The sequence below is a fragment of the Mesorhizobium tianshanense genome (assembly GCF_007830515.1).
GTDB classification, from domain to species: domain Bacteria; phylum Pseudomonadota; class Alphaproteobacteria; order Rhizobiales; family Rhizobiaceae; genus Mesorhizobium; species Mesorhizobium tianshanense.
The window spans coordinates 1-14816 of sequence record NZ_VLKT01000033.1 but is presented as its reverse complement, the minus strand read 5'-3'; the positions used below and the strand labels follow the sequence as shown (position 1 = coordinate 14816).

Below are 14816 nucleotides of genomic sequence, written 5' to 3'. Positions count from 1 at the left end.
CAGGTGCCGGAGATGGAGTATGTCAATTTTGATCTACACCATATTGCAGCACCTGGACCTTCTCCAGCGTCACCAGGCCGCTGCTCATGATCGTTTCGAGCACCGGCAGGAAGCCATTGATCTTGTCCTCGCTGTCGACGATCTCGACAATCAGCGGCAGGTCTTCCGAAAGCCTGAGGATTTTTGCCGTGTGCAGCAGGCTCGAATGGCCGAAGCCCATGGCGCCCCGCAACACGGTCGCGCCCGCCAGGTCCATTTCGCGGGCCTTGAGCACAATTGATTCGTAGAGCGGATGACCGTCGTCCCTGTCATCCTCGCCAATGAAAATGCGCAAAAGCACCGCCTGTCTTGGTATCTGCATGGTTCAAACTCCTCCCAACCGGTTGAGGCGCGATGCGACCATGTGGCCGAGCCACACTGCAACGAGCCAGGTCGTGATCGAGACGCCGACGTTCAGTCCTGCCATCGGCCAGCTGCCTGTCTGTACGAAACGGAACGTTTCGTAGCTGAACATCGAAAAAGTGGTGAACCCGCCGCAAATTCCGGTCATGACGAACTGGCGCTGGCGCGTCCCGGCGAAGACACGTCCGCCCGGACCGGTCAGGGTCGCATAGAAGCCGATGACGAACGAGCCGATGACATTCACGAGCAAGGTGCCCCAGGGGAAACCAGGACCAAGCCAGGCAAGGGTGCCGATCGAAGCAAGAGCGCGCAGAACACTGCCGATGACGGTGCCGGCCGAAACGATCAGATAGAGCTTCACGGTCTCAGGGACTGCCCACCGTCGGGCCTTGCCTGGGTGCGATGATGGCAAGGACTTGGCCTGGATTTCCTCGGTTCGCTTCATACGCCCGCACCCAACATGGTGGAGCCGGCCGCATATCCGAGCGCCACCGCAGACAGGCAGAGAACAAGAGACAGGATCACGTTGCCGCCGGCCCGGAGGAACTGGCCATCGCGAACGAGTGCCAGCGTTTGCACGCTGAACGAGGAAACCGTGGTGTAGCTGCCAAGAAATCCGGTAACGGCGAATTGCCAGGCGGCAGGCGTCGGCAACGTCCCGCCGATTGCCGCCGCGGCGAACAGCCCGATGACGAAGGCACCGCTGACATTGATCGCCATTGTGCCCCAGGGAAACGTCTCGCCGATGTGCCGCCCGACCAAACCGGACACGAAGTACCGGGCTGGGCCGCCGATGGCGCTGCCCAGAATGACCCACACCAAGCCTTCGAGAATTTCCTTCATGCTCCGGAATACCGATGGCTACGATGGTTTTGCTGGCGGCACATCGCCGCACTTCGAAACCAGCCAGACCTTCTCCATCGCACACTCCTTCCGGCCGGACCGGCAATTTCGGGTGCGTGGAGTTCGGGCACCAAAAAACCCGCGGCGCGGCGGGTCGGTCCAATCATCCGGCTCCCACCGCGCATCTCCACGCGGCAGGAGTCATCAGCCCTTGCGGGCGGTTTTGGGGGACTCCATCCCCTTGCAGCTAGACATAAGGAGGTTGTGCGCGATCGGCAAGGCGGACCAGCAACATAGGCCGATCGGCAAAAGCGGCACTCTGAACTGCCGATCCGGCATCCAGACTTCACCCACCCGACTGGCTAAGTGATTGAGAAATGGCGCGAGTGACGGGGCTCGAACCCGCGACCTCCGGCGTGACAGGCCGGCACTCTAACCGACTGAGCTACACCCGCGCACAGACGAGCACATGTTGCCGTGTTCGTCGTTGGGCGGTGGATAAGGGGTAAGCCTGCGGGTGTCAAGCGGAGCGAAGCAGCATAACAGCAAACAGGAGAAGGTTTTTTGACAAGCCGAATTTTGTTGCCGAAACCAGTCAGCGGCGAGGGCATCGCGCGCTCATTTGGCCTTGCGAAGCCTGCTTTAACTGCTTAAAGGTCCGGCCCGGAGCGGGCGATTAGCTCAGTTGGTAGAGCGCTTCGTTTACACCGAAGATGTCGGCGGTTCGAGCCCGTCATCGCCCACCAATTACCATATGCGGCCGACGTTGCTTCTGGTCGTTCGCCTGCGCGGCAGTCAAGCTTCTTAGCTTGAGGCCAGCGCCTCAAGCCGGGCCAAATAGTCATCTGGCAGATGGTGATGTCTGGCGCCATCCCGAATATGCCTGAGGTAGGCCGTGTCCGGCAAAAACGTTCCAGCTTGCGGTTCGGCGACGTAGATCTGCATTTCGGTTGCCACGCCATTCATCGTCACCATTACGGGGAGCCGAGTGTAGCTGTTCAGGTTCCTGTTCCGGCCCGGCTGGTAGCCTTCCTTCTGATCGAGCAGAGCCAAGTCGACGGCCGTCAAGCGGCAGACGGCGCCCCAGACTTCGGCTCCTTCCTGAGGTTCCACCGATGACACTCCGCAATTGCGTTTCACAGACATCCTGGGGAAACACAGGGCATGACCTGGCAAATAGCCCGTGCCCACGACTTCGGCGCCGGGACAGCGCTCCGTCATCTGTCGAATGTCCAAATTTGATGGTAGGCGAAATAAAGAAACGTCTCGGTCACGCGCCATGCCTTTCACCCTCGTCAACGCCCAACTCGTCGCTACGGACGAGCCATTTCATGATGCCAATGATTGCGAAGCCACGTCCTCTTGAGGCAGATCATGGCAAGCGCTGCATGATCGGCCGCTGTTGCCTGGCGCGGGAAAAAAACGTCGCCGAAATCGAGGATCATGGCGGCAGCAGCCGAAAATCCTTGCCTTCGGGTAGCAGCTGCCCGCCGTCGACGATGATGGTCGTGCCGGTGATGTAGCTGGCATCGTCCGAGGCGAGGAACAGGAAGGCATTGGCCACGTCGCGAGGACTGCCGAGGCGGCCGAGCGGGATAGCGTCTTCCATGTTCTTGATGAAGGCCGGGCCGCGATGCAGCTGGATTGCTTCGGTGAGGATATTGCCGGGCTCGACGCCGTTGACCGTGATGCCGTAGCCCGAGAATTCGAGAGCCGCCGAACGGATGAGGCCGTTGATGCCGGCCTTGGTCGCCGAATAATGGCCGTGACCGGGGCTGGTTACGTGGGGGCCGGTGATGGAGGAGGTGAAGAGCATGCGGCCAGAGTGCTGCGCCTTCATCGGAACGAGCGCGGCACGGGCGGCATTGAAGCTGCCGCGCAAATTGACAGCCATGACACGGTCCCAGTCGTCCGGGCTGGTGTTCTCCAGCAACTGCCAGGGGTAGATGCCGGCATTCTGGACCAGGATGTCGAGACAGCCGTGATGGTCGAGCGCCAGCGCGACGGCGGCCTCCGCATCGGCCATCTGCGAGATGTCGGTGCGGATGAAGGCGGCACCGAACTCGTCCGCGGCGGCTTGCCCCGCGTCGATCTCGGTATCGGCGAGGACCAGCTTCGCACCCTCTTCAGCAAAGCGTTGTGCGATGCCCTTGCCGATGCCGCGCGCGCTGCCGACGATCAGCGCGACCTTGTCTTCGAGGCGGCCAGTCATGCCAGCCTCTGGCGGATGGTTTGCTTGAAAGCGTCGAGCAGCACGGCGGCAAGCACGAGCAGGCCGTGGATCACCTGAGTGAAGTTGGCCGGAAGGCCCATGAGGTTGATCGCCGTGTTGATGGCCGACAGCAACAGCACGCCGGCATAGACGCCGGGCAACGTGCCGACGCCGCCTTTGAGGCTGACACCGCCGATGACGACGGCGGCGAAGGCGTTGAACAGCAGGCCGACGCCGAGATTGGCGGTGGCGCCGGAGGTGCGGATCGCCAGCAGCCAGCCGGCAAGGCCGGCGATGGCGCCCGCAAGAACGAAGGCGATGACGAGGTTGCGGTTCACGCGGATGCCGGCACGGAAGGTTGCGGTCTCGTTGCCGCCGATCATGATCAGATGTCTGCCGAAGGGTGTCTTGGCCATGATCAGCGAGAAGACCACGAAACACGAAATGGCGATCCAGGCGGTGAGCGGCAGGCCAAAGAGGCGCTGAATGCCGAACCAGCGGATTGCCGGCGCAAGATCCTGTGCGGAGCGGCCTCCCGAAATAACCAGCACGAGGCCGCGCACCCAGATGTAGGACGCCAGCGTAATGATGAAAGCACTCATCTTCACCTTGACGACTAGGTAGCCGTTGATGACGCCGATGATGCCGCCGACAACTACGGCAAGCAGCAGCGAAACCGGAACCATCAGCCATTCGGGATGCAGTTGAACGCCAAGGCCGATACCCGCTGAGCAGAACAGGATACCGACCGCCATGGCACCGAGCGCCGCCACGGATTCGACGGACAGGTCCATGTGGCCGGTGATGATGACCAGCGCCAGGCCGATCGACATGACGCCAAGCACGCTCGACGCTTCTATGATGTTGGCGAATATGCCGAGCTGGAAATAGTTCGGAATGAAGATGGAGAAGATCACCAGCACGAAGACCAGCATGAACCAGACGAGGTTGTCGAGGACGAACTCGAGGGCGTGGCGCGTGCGGGGATTCATGTGCTGATCCGGCTGGCGCATGATCCGAAACCAATTCGGTTCTCGGGATCATGCGCGGATTGAAAATCGCTGCAGCGTCCCTTGCGCGTCCGTTCGGACGCGCCGGGCTGCAGAGGTTGCGCTCCGGGCCAACGCGGCCCGGAGTCTTCGGACTTGGCTATTCGACCGGCTTCACTGTGTCGGAGGGCGGCTTCAAATTGCCCCAGAAGGCCGGGTTATCGACGTTTTCCTTGGTGATCGCGGCGCCAGGAATCTTGATGTTCGGCCCCCAGGCTTCCTTGGTCACGGTCGACTTCAGGCCGAGCACGTCGTACTCACCCGGTTTGATCTCCTGCTTGTTGACGACCTTGTCCATGAACATGGCAACGGCGGCGGCCTGAGCGTAAAGCGGCTGCTCGACTTCGACATTGAGCCAACCCTTGCGGATCAGGTCGAGGCCGACCGGGGCGCCGTTCGAGCTCATCAGCATGACGTCGCCCGGCTTCTTGCCGGCGGCCTCGAGCGAGGCGACGGCGGCGACCGAGAGATGGGCGGCGTGGCTGAAGATCAGGTCGATATCCGGGTTGGCGAGCATCTGGTCGGCAACGATGGTACCAGCATTGCTGGCTTCCCATTGCATGGCCGGAACCGAGATGATCTTGACGTCCGGGAACGCCTTCATCTTCTCCTCGAAACCCTTCTGGATGTCGAGCGTGTAGGGATCGCCGGGATCGCCGAGTACCTGGAGTATCTTGCCTTTTACAGAACCGTTCTTTGCCTTCAAGAGCTTCTCAGTCTGGTCGGCGGCGACGTAGCCGATCTCAACGGTTCCCGCCACTGAGGTGAAGTCGGAGGGAGTCGAGGTGATCTGGCGGTCGAATTCGACAACCGGAATGCCGGCGGCGCGGGCAGCCTCGATGGACGGCTTGAGCGCATTGAAATCGACGGCGGCAAGAATGATCGCCGACGGCTTGAGCGCGATGACGTCGTTCATCTGGGATTGCTGAGCGTCGGTCTTGTTATCGGCGTTCAGCGTCTTCATCTCGTAGCCGACCTGCTTCAGGAACAATTCCAGCGCGCTCACCGAGCCGGTCTGGAATTCGTCGAGCAGTGTCGGCACCATATAGTAGACGGTGCCCTTGGACTGGGCGAATGCCGGCGTGAGCGTGGCAAAGGCCAGTGCCAGGATACCGAAGACAGCAAGAAGTATTTTCTTCATGTCGTTCGCTCCTTTTGCGCCGGACCCCTCATTTGTCCCTCAGCCAGCCGGTCCGGCACCGGCGAGCGTCTCGCCGGTGATCATGCTGATCACCGCGTCGGGACTTGTCTTGTTGCGCGCGACATCGCCTGCCACGACGCCTTGCCGGATCACCACGATCCGGTCGGCGACCTGGAAGGCCTGCTGCATGATATGGGTGATGATAACGACGCCGATGCCCTGGCTCGCCACCTGGCGGATCATGTCGAGGCCGCGCCGCGTCTGCTCGACGCCGAGTGCCGCGAACGGCTCATCGAGAAGCACGAGCTTGCCGCCAAAATGCACGAAGCGGTTGAGTTCGATCGCCTGCCGCTGGCCGCCCGAGAGGTGCTCGACATTGGTTCTGAGCGAAGGAATGCGCGTGCCGGCGCTGGCGAGGGCCTTTTTGACCACGTCCTCCATGGCGGGTTCGTCGAGCACGGGAACGCCAAGAAACTTCCTGGTGATCTCGCGGCCCATGAAGAAATTGGCCACCACGTCGACATTGGTGCAAAGCGAGAGGTCCTGGTAGACGGTTTCGATCCCCGCGGCCTTGGCCTCGGCAGGGGACTTGGCCAGGAATTCCTTACCCTCGAACAGCATGCGGCCGGAGGTCGGCTCCAGCCCGCCGGCGATGATCTTGACCAATGTGGATTTGCCGGCGCCGTTGTCGCCCAGAAGCGCCACCACCTCGCCCTTGCCGATTGAAAAGCTGATCCCCTTGAGCGCTTCGATCGCGCCATAGTTCTTGGTGACGTTGTCGAGCACCAGCAAAGGTTCGCTCATGCTGCGATCCCCTTGCTATGCAGGAGATCGCGCCCGCGTTCGCGTTCGGTCGTGAATATCTGGCCGAAGCGCGGCGAAAGCACGCCGGAAACAACGAGGGCTGCGGCCCCGCGCAGCACCGCATGCTGCCCGCCACGTGCGACGGTGACACGGGGCGTCGTGCGGTCTCCTCGCGCCGAGATCGAGTTGGGAAGGTTCGCGGCCGAGCCGGCCAGCCGTTCAAGCAGGTCGGTGGACGCCAGTCCGCCGAGGATGATGGTTTCGGGGTCGAACAGGTTCTCGATGATGGTGATGGCGTTGCGGAAGATCGGCTCGACCTCATCAACCCATTCGGCGTCGCTGACGTTCCGGCGCCGCAACGCTTCGAGCGAGAGGTATCTTTCGAGGCAGCCGCGATTGCCGCAGGGGCAAGGCTCGCCACCTGGCACGACGGGAATGTGCCCGATCTCGCCGGCATTTCCCCAGGCGCCGCGCAAGGCGCTTCCGTCATGCACCATGACGCCGCCGAGGCCGACCCCGAAATAGAGATAGTAGTATTCGGAATATCCCGCTCCGAGGCCATACAGGCGCTCGCCCATGGCGGCAGCCGCCATGTCGGTTTCAAAAAACGCCGGCAACCCGGTCGAGGCTTCCAGCCGTTCCCGAAGCGCCACGTCTTTCCAGCCGGCCATCGTCGTCGGGCCGATAAAGCTCATCGATTCCACGCCGAAAGGGCCGGGCAGCGCCATGCCGATGCCGAGAACGCGACCGCCAGGCCGCAGTCCGGTCAACTCAAGCACCATCGCGCCGATCAGTTCGAAGGCATGATCGGGCGTTGCGTTGAGGGCTCCGCGGTAGGTGCTCTCGATCACGTCTCCGCTCAGATTGATCAGCGCTGCATTGATCCCGAGGGGAGTGACGTGGATGCCGACGGCATAGCCGCCCTCCGGGTTGATCCGCAAGGTCGCCGGAGGCAGCCCGCGCCCTCGCGGCTCTTCGCGCATGGACAGGACATAGCCGTGCTCCTCCAACTCGCGAACGATGGTCGATACTGTTTGCACGGTGAGCCCGACCCGCCTGGCAATGTCGCCACGGGCGATCGGTCCGTGAAGGCGGATGGATTCGAGCACGATGCGCCTGTTGTAAGGCCGCCCGAATTCCTGATTGGTCCCCCGCAGTGCCATCTCTCGCGCTCCTAGGAGACATAGGTTCGCACCAAAGATTTATTCAGTCAAATGGAATTCAAAAATAAATTAAGCCGTTCTGTAGCGATCCTTCGTGCCCCCTCTCTGTCCGGCAGGACAGAAGGGGGCGCTGTCCCGCCAGCGCCAAAAAGCAGGTGCAGCCGATAGGCTGCAACTATGCCGGGAAATTAGAATTAAAGATACTGCGCGACCTTCTTGCCGACCCTCAGGAAGCGCAGGGGGTCGATGGCTTCGCCTTTGTGGCGGACCTCGTAATGCAGATGCGGGCCGGTCGATCGGCCGCTGCTGCCGGTCTTGCCGATGACGTCGCCGGCGTTGAGCCTCTCGCCGACGGTCACGCTGATTTTGCTGAGATGCCCGTAGCGCGTCGCAAAGCCATTGCCATGGTCGACCTCGACCATGCGGCCATAGCCGCCGTTCCAGCCGGCCTTGACGACGACGCCAGGCGCCGTGACCTTGGCAGGTATGCCGGTTGGCGCCCTGAAATCCATCCCCGAATGCAACGCGGCGGTGCCGAGGAGCGGGTCGGTGCGTACGCCAAACGGGCTGGTGACGGAGCGGCCGGGGGCGGGATTGGCGAGCGGCAACCGTCGCGCCTCCGTCTTCAGGCGGTCGAGCACGTCCAGCGCCTCGTCGAGTTCCCTCACCTTGCTGTCGAACACCATCGAACTGTCGAGCGGTATCAGCGGGCCGCCAGCATCGCTCTTGCCGAAGTCGCTGTCGACCGGCAAGCCCGCCGAACCGAGCGCTTGTGAAATCGCATCGGCGTTTCTGTAGGCGTTGTCGGCAAGCGCGGTGATGCGGGTGAGCTGCTGGCCTTCAATGGCTTTGAGCGACTCGTTGATCGACACGAAGAGCTTGTCGGCACGATCGGCCGCCGTGTCGCTCGGCGCCGGATCGGAGCGGGTCGACCACAAGGAGAACGGCTTGATATCGCGTGAGCCAAGGGCGCCGACGCTGGCAACCGAATAGGCCTGCGGCTGGGCTTCGGTCGCATCGGCGCGTTGGTCCGGCTTTGCGGACGCAGTGGCACCCACGGCAGGCGTCGTTCCGACGTCGCTCCCGGCGCGTTCGAGGATCGGGGCGAGGCGGCCATGACGCAGGCTGAGCTGGCTCTGTCGTTCCAGCAGTTCGCCAACCTTGGTTTCCATGAGCTGCTGGTCGAGCAACTGGCGGCTGGTGATCCGGTCGACCTGGGCTCGCAGCGCGGAGATGCGGTCCTCATAGGCCTGCTGCATGCGCGCCTGCCGTGCCGTGGTCGCGCCGATCAGGTCGTCGCGCAGCACGAGGTAGGAGGTCGCCAGCAGATAGCCTATCGCCATCGCCGCCAGCGCGGAGCCGCAAAACGCGGCCACCCATGGCCGTATCGTGAAATGCCTTATCTCGTTGCCCCGGGCGATAATGACCGTGTGGGGCTCCTTGCGCCTGCCAAAGACTGTTGACTGACTGGCTGCGTTCACGGGACCAAGCTTTCGTTACGACACCAACGACAAGCCTCATTACACATCATTAAGGTTAACGGTCGGTTGCTTGCGCTCAATCCCTTGCAGCCCATGGGTTGCAGCCGAATTGGCGTGAGGACACGAGGTGCAGATTTCGGCGCCTCACGATTCACATGAGGCTTTCAGGCTATGCTGCGGGCGTCACCGTCAAAGCGCGCGGACGGCTTCCAGCACCGCCTCGGCATGGCCCTTGACGCGAACGTTCCGCCAAATCCTGGCAATCCGTCCGTCGCTGCCGATCAGGAAGGTGGCGCGCTCGACGCCCATATAGCGGCGGCCGTAAAGCTTCTTCTCGACCCACAGACCGTAGGCTTCGATCACCTTGCGCTCCTCGTCGGCGACAAGGTCGACGGTGAGGCCATATTTCGATTTGAATTTGTCGTGCTTGCGAACGCTGTCCGGCGACAGGCCGATCACAACGGCGCCGGCCTTCTCGAATTCCGGCTTCAGCTGCGAAAAGCCGATCGCCTCATTGGTGCAGCCTGTGGTGTCGTCCTGCGGGTAGAAGTAAAGCACGACCGGCCTTCCCAGCGATGCCGCGAGGCTGAGCGATCCGCCGCCGTCGCGGGGAAGGTCGAATTGCGGCGCCAGATCGCCCACGTCGAGGTCAGCCATATCGATGCCCTTGTTTGTGGTTACGCGCCAAGCCGCATCGATATAATGTCAAACTGGAATTCGTCCACGGTCGAGTTCGTTCAACGGAAAATTGTGTGGATCAGGAGCAGCCGCAGCACGAGAAGATCAGATTCAGGCGTGACGAGATCACCGACCTGGGGGCCCTACCGTCCGCGTGCCGCGTACCGCCGCTCGGCCAGGCGTCGATTGGCCGCGGCGTTCGTATTCTTGCGCGGCTGGTTGTCGGCCTTGTTGCTCTTGTGCTGCTGGTCGCCGTCGCCGTGTATGCGATTGGCATGTCAGGTTTCGGCGCCGAGCGGCTGCGGGCCGAAGCGGAAACGGCTATCGAGAAATTGGCCGGCGTCGACGTCGATGTTGCGGTCGGGCCTGCCCGCCTCACGCTCGACGGATCGAGCTTCATCGCGCTGCAGGTCAGCGACGTCAACCTCAAGACCGCCGATGGCAAGCCGATGGCCGATGCCGGACGGGTCCGCTTCGGCATGCGGCTGATACCGCTGCTTTCGGGCGAGGTGCGGCTCACCAGCGCCAGGATTTCCGATGCGCGCATCGTGATGGCGGCGATGCCGTCGGGTGGCGACTGGACGGTGGCGCTGCGCAATGAAGACGGCCTCGTCGATCCGGAAAGACTGGCCGATGCGATCTTCGGCAACATCAATCACGCGCTCGACACAGTGCAGGAGGATTCGATGCGCCGGATCGATCTCCGCAATGTCGACCTCGTTCTGCCCGAGGGCGGGTTGGTCGAACTGGTCAGGATCACCGATGCCACCGTTGCCCAGTCGGGGCCAGGCGGCATGACGTTCTCGTCGGATGCGGATGTCGACGGCAGGACGCTCACCATCGCTGCCTCAGCCACCCGCGATACGACGCGGCGCGTAACGGCGTTGGATGCCAGCGTCCAGATAGCCGAGGCCGATGCGGCCGCTTCAGGCGGCAAGACGGGCGCGATTGCCTTGAAGCTGACGGGATCGGAGGGCTCCGGCGAGAACGCGTCACGGCTGACGGCGTCGTTGTCGTTCGCCGGTTCCGTGCTCGATCTCGGCCCGCGTTTCGGGGAGCTTTCGGCCGACGTCGATCTCGATGCGACGCTTATCGCCGGCGCCAACAAGATCCAAGTGGACCGGCTGCAGGTGAAGACCGGTCGCTCGACATTCGATTTCGCCGGTTCGATCGGGCCGAAGCCGGCGACTGGGACAGCGGGCGAGGAGCCGTCCTACCGTTATGACCTGACCAGCGACCGTTCGACGCTGGCGCCTTCGGAATCGTCCGAACCCGCGCTCGATTTCATCGCCCGCGTCGCCGGCGTCTACCAGACCAGGAGCCATAAGCTCGTGGCCGAGCAGATCGGGATCAGGTCCGGCTCCGCCAGCGAGGCGCTGGGTACGGCTTCGGTCGAGTTCGTCGAGGGAAAGGCGCCCGGCATATCTGTTGCCTTCAACGTACACGACATGCCGGTCTCGCATGTCAAGCAGTTGTGGCCCTGGTTTTCTGCGGGCAAGGCCCGCCTTTGGGTGCTGAAGAACCTGTTCGGCGGCCGCGTCGTCGACGCCAGCCTGCAGTTCCAGGTCGTGCCCGGGCGCCTGGGCAATGGGATTCCGCTTTCCGCCGATGAAGTGTTCGGCCGTTTCCAGATCGAAGGTTCGCGCTTCGATACGGCCGGCCACATTCCGCCGATACGCGATGCCGTGGGCGTTGTCGAATTCCACGGCAACGATGTCGACATCGCTTTGTCCTCGGGCAGCGTCTATATGACCAGCGGCCGTACGGTGGCGGCAAGCAACGGCACGATGACAGTCAAGGCGGCGAACCGCCCGCCGGTGATCGGCGCGCTCGATATCGATGTCGCCGGCGAGGCATCCGCAATCGCCGAACTCGCCTCCTATGAGCCGATCAACGCCATGCGCCATGTCGGCCTGCTGGCGGACGACCTGTCCGGCACGGTGACCGGCCACGTGAGAGCGGACATTCCGCTGCAGTCCGGCGTCGATACCTCGAAGCTCGATTGGCGGGTGGCGCTCGATTACAAGGGCCTGTCGCTGGCCAAGCCGTTCGAAGGCCAGGCGGTGACGGACGCCGACGGTTCGATCACCGTCGAGCCCGATCGGGCCGGAATCTCCGCCAAGGCGCTGCTGAACGGCATTCCAGCAGAGCTTGACTTGATCGAGCCGCTCAACAAGGCCGGGCCGCCACGCAGCCGGAAAGTGGCGCTGGTGCTCGACGACAAGGTGCGTGCAACCGCCATGCCTGGCCTGTCGGCGCTGCTTTCCGGAACCATCAAGGTTGCGATCGACAAGAGCGGCGGCAACGGCGAGACTGTTTCGGCGGACCTGACCAATGCCAGGCTGAACATTCCCTGGGCTGGCTGGAGCAAGGGACCCGGCATTCCCGCCAACGTCACATTTGCCATGACCAAGTCCGGCGGCACCACGACGCTGTCCGACTTCGACCTGAAGGGAAAGACCTTTTCGATCGACGGCGACATGGTGCTGGTCAACGGCGCCCTGTCCTCGGCGCGGTTCAGCAAGGTCAGGTTGAACCGGGGAGACGACGTCGCCGTGACGGTGAAACGATCGGGCAAGGGCTACGCGATCGACATCAGCGGTAACGCGCTGGACGCGCGCTCGCTGATCAGGCAATTCACATCCGACGTCGACACCGCCACCAAGGCCACCGGATCCGACGCAATTTCCGTCAGCGCCGATGTCAATTCCCTGACCGGCTTCCACAACGAGACGCTGTCGGGCCTGAAGCTCGACTACAGCGCCGCCGGCTCCAGGGTGAACGGGCTCAAGGTGAGCGCCACGGCAAGTGAGGGTGCTGCCATAAGCATCAGCAATACGACCGGCGCCGGCAGGCGCGCGCTCAACATGACGTCGGCCGATGCCGGCGCCATCCTGCGGTTCCTCAACATCTACGAGCATATGGAGGGCGGTTCGATAACGCTTGCGCTCGCCGGGCCAAGCGATGGGCCGATGAAGGGCCAGGTCGACTCAAGGGATTTCTTTGTGGTCAACGAGCCGAAACTCGCCTCGCTCGTCTCGACGACGCCGGCGGGCGACAGCCGCAGCCTCAACGAAGCTGTCAAAGCCGACATCGACACGTCGCGCGTGAAGTTTGAGCGCGGCTTTTCCCAGATCGAGAAGGGCACCGGCTACCTCAAGCTGGCCAATGGCGTGCTGCGCGGCCCACGCATCGGCACCACCTTCCAGGGCACGCTTTACGACCAGAACAACAACATGGACATGACCGGCACCTTCATGCCGGCCTATGGCCTCAACCGCATCTTCGGCGAGCTGCCGCTGTTCGGGGCGCTGCTCGGCAACGGCCGCGATCGCGGCCTGATCGGCGTGACCTACCGGCTCAGGGGCGACGCCAACAAGCCGAAACTGGACGTCAATCCGCTGTCGGTGATCGCGCCCGGAATTTTCAGGTCGATCTTTGAGTATCGGTAGACGACGATCCCGAACTTTCGGTTCGGAAAAGATCATCGTTAACAAGAAGATGGACCCCATCCGATTCTATCGGGATGGGTCAGGCTCTGGTCAGACCGGCCGCACCAGAACGTGTTTTTTCTTGCCTAGTGAAAGCTTTATGACGTTTTCCGGACTCAAATCCTGAAGCGTCACCACCTGGCGGTCGTCGGACACGGGCCGATCGTTCAGGCGCACGCCGCCGCCCTGGACGAGTCGCCGCGCCTCGCCATTGGACGCGGCAAGTCCGGCGGCGACGAACAGCGACAATATGCCGACGCCACTTTCCAGATCGGCCTTGCCGACCTCGACGGTTGGCAGCGTTTCGGCCAGCGCGCCCTCCTCGAACGTCTTGCGCGCGGTTTCCTCGGCTTGCTCGGCTGCCTCGCGGCCGTGCACGATGGCCGTCGTTTCCGTGGCCAGGACCTTCTTTGCCTCGTTGATCTCCGAGCCGCCAAGGGCGGCGAGCCGTGCGATCTCGGTGAGCGGCAGGCGGGTGAAAATCTTCAGGAAGCGCGTGACGTCGGCGTCCTCGGTGTTGCGCCAGTACTGCCAGAAATCATAAGGCGAGAACAGATCGCCGTTCAGCCAGACCGCGCCCTTGGCCGATTTGCCCATCTTGGCGCCTGACGACGTCGTCAGCAGCGGTGTGGTCAGGGCGTAAAGCTGCGGCGTGCCCATGCGGTGTCCGAGATCGACGCCGTTGATGATATTGCCCCACTGGTCGGATCCGCCCATCTGCAGGCGGCAGCCATATCGCCGGCTGAGCTCGACGAAATCATAGCCCTGCAGGATCATGTAGTTGAATTCGAGGAACGACAGCGATTGTTCGCGATCGAGCCTCAGCTTGACGCTGTCGAAGGTCAGCATGCGGTTGACCGAAAAATGCCGGCCGACATCGCGCAGGAACTCGACATAGTTGAGCTTCATCAGCCAGTCCGCATTGTTGACCATGATCGCCTCGCTCGCACCGTCGCCGAAATGCAGGATGCGGCCGAAGATGCGCTTGATGCCCTCGATGTTGGTGGCGATGGCCTCCGGCGTCAAAAGCTGGCGCTGGTCGTCGCGGAAGGAAGGATCGCCGATCATCGAGGTGCCGCCGCCCATCAGGGCAATCGGCCGGTGGCCGGTCTCCTGCAGCCAATAGAGCATGGTCGCCGAAATCAGATTGCCGATATGCAGGCTGGTCGCCGTGGCGTCGTAGCCGACATAGGCGGTCACCGTTTCCTTGGCGAAAAGCTGGTCGAGGCCGGCATCATCCGAAATTTGGTGGATGAAGCCGCGCTCGCTCATGACGCGCAGGAAATCGGATTTGAAGGCGGACATTTTATCTTTCCCGAAAGCGCCCGGCGGCTGCTGCCAGGGCGTGGTATGCGTGAACGCGGGCGTTTAGCATCCAAGCGCGATCAGCAAAAGGGGAATCCGGTTTTGCGGCCAACGTGGACGAGATCGAGGGCAACGAGCTCAGGTTAACGGCGGGTTGTAATTTGTGGCACGACGTAGGTTAGCGTGATTCAAGAGGCTTCCGGAGATTCGGGAGGAAGCCATGAGTGAAGATGTTGCCACGCGCCGC

At 62.6% G+C, this 14816-nt stretch carries 13 protein-coding genes, 2 tRNA genes and 1 riboswitch; of the genes, 2 read left to right on the top strand and 13 right to left on the bottom strand.

Annotated elements, in window-relative coordinates; genetic code table 11:
• Positions 1-22: 22 nt before the first annotated feature.
• The 4 genes from IQ26_RS23960 to IQ26_RS23945 all read right to left on the bottom strand — a co-directional run bounded on the left by IQ26_RS23960 (position 23) and on the right by IQ26_RS23945 (position 1700).
• Positions 23-361, bottom strand: coding sequence for a DUF190 domain-containing protein (locus IQ26_RS23960; protein ID WP_145720791.1), 339 nt, complete (start codon positions 359-361; stop codon positions 23-25).
• Between the two features lie 3 nt (positions 362-364).
• A complete protein-coding gene (gene crcB, locus IQ26_RS23955) occupies positions 365-847 on the bottom strand; it encodes a fluoride efflux transporter CrcB (RefSeq protein ID WP_145720790.1) in 483 nt (160 codons plus the stop codon).
• Positions 844-1245 carry a fluoride efflux transporter CrcB gene (gene crcB, locus IQ26_RS23950; RefSeq protein WP_145720789.1) on the bottom strand — a complete coding sequence of 134 codons (402 nt, stop codon included), beginning with the start codon at positions 1243-1245 and terminating at the stop codon, positions 844-846. Before crcB (IQ26_RS23950) ends, crcB (IQ26_RS23955) begins: the two co-directional genes overlap by 4 nt.
• Positions 1246-1433: 188 nt before the next feature.
• Positions 1434-1495, bottom strand: a riboswitch (Fluoride riboswitch).
• A 128-nt stretch (positions 1496-1623) separates the two neighbouring features.
• A tRNA-Asp gene (locus IQ26_RS23945) sits at positions 1624-1700 on the bottom strand.
• Between the two features lie 215 nt (positions 1701-1915).
• Here IQ26_RS23945 and IQ26_RS23940 point away from each other — a divergent pair.
• Positions 1916-1991, top strand: a tRNA-Val gene (locus IQ26_RS23940).
• Positions 1992-2049: 58 nt separating this feature from the next.
• Here the strand turns inward: IQ26_RS23940 and IQ26_RS23935 are convergent.
• The 8 genes from IQ26_RS23935 to IQ26_RS23895 form a co-directional block, all read right to left on the bottom strand.
• On the bottom strand, positions 2050-2466 hold the full coding sequence (locus tag IQ26_RS23935) for a gamma-glutamylcyclotransferase (RefSeq protein ID WP_162458057.1): 417 nt from the start codon (positions 2464-2466) through the stop codon (positions 2050-2052).
• 220 nt (positions 2467-2686) lie between these two features.
• Positions 2687-3457: an SDR family NAD(P)-dependent oxidoreductase gene (locus IQ26_RS23925; protein ID WP_145720787.1), complete on the bottom strand. Its 771-nt coding sequence runs from the start codon at positions 3455-3457 to the stop codon at positions 2687-2689.
• Complete coding sequence (locus IQ26_RS23920; protein ID WP_145720786.1) at positions 3454-4449, bottom strand: ABC transporter permease; 996 nt, start codon at positions 4447-4449, stop codon at positions 3454-3456. The genes IQ26_RS23925 and IQ26_RS23920 overlap by 4 nt, the downstream gene beginning before the upstream one ends.
• A 157-nt stretch (positions 4450-4606) precedes the next feature.
• Positions 4607-5647 (bottom strand): sugar ABC transporter substrate-binding protein, encoded by a 1041-nt coding sequence (locus tag IQ26_RS23915; protein WP_145720785.1) that lies wholly within the window; start codon positions 5645-5647, stop codon positions 4607-4609.
• 39 nt (positions 5648-5686) lie between these two features.
• Positions 5687-6451 carry an ATP-binding cassette domain-containing protein gene (locus IQ26_RS23910; protein WP_145720784.1) on the bottom strand — a complete coding sequence of 255 codons (765 nt, stop codon included), beginning with the start codon at positions 6449-6451 and terminating at the stop codon, positions 5687-5689.
• Positions 6448-7614 (bottom strand): ROK family transcriptional regulator, encoded by a 1167-nt coding sequence (locus IQ26_RS23905; protein WP_145720783.1) that lies wholly within the window; start codon positions 7612-7614, stop codon positions 6448-6450. Before IQ26_RS23905 ends, IQ26_RS23910 begins: the two co-directional genes overlap by 4 nt.
• Before the next feature lie 194 nt (positions 7615-7808).
• Positions 7809-9095 (bottom strand): M23 family metallopeptidase, encoded by a 1287-nt coding sequence (locus IQ26_RS23900; protein WP_145720782.1) that lies wholly within the window; start codon positions 9093-9095, stop codon positions 7809-7811.
• Positions 9096-9284: 189 nt separating this feature from the next.
• Positions 9285-9752, bottom strand: coding sequence for a peroxiredoxin (locus IQ26_RS23895; RefSeq protein ID WP_145720781.1), 468 nt, complete (start codon positions 9750-9752; stop codon positions 9285-9287).
• 95 nt (positions 9753-9847) lie between these two features.
• Between IQ26_RS23895 and IQ26_RS23890 the strand changes: the two genes are divergently transcribed.
• Positions 9848-13225, top strand: coding sequence for a YhdP family protein (locus IQ26_RS23890; RefSeq protein ID WP_145720780.1), 3378 nt, complete (start codon positions 9848-9850; stop codon positions 13223-13225).
• A gap of 90 nt (positions 13226-13315) precedes the next feature.
• Here the strand turns inward: IQ26_RS23890 and tyrS are convergent, their stop codons facing one another.
• Entirely contained in the window at positions 13316-14569 is a 1254-nt protein-coding gene (gene tyrS / locus IQ26_RS23885; RefSeq protein WP_145720779.1) for a tyrosine--tRNA ligase, read from the bottom strand.
• Positions 14570-14816: the final 247 nt, after the last annotated feature.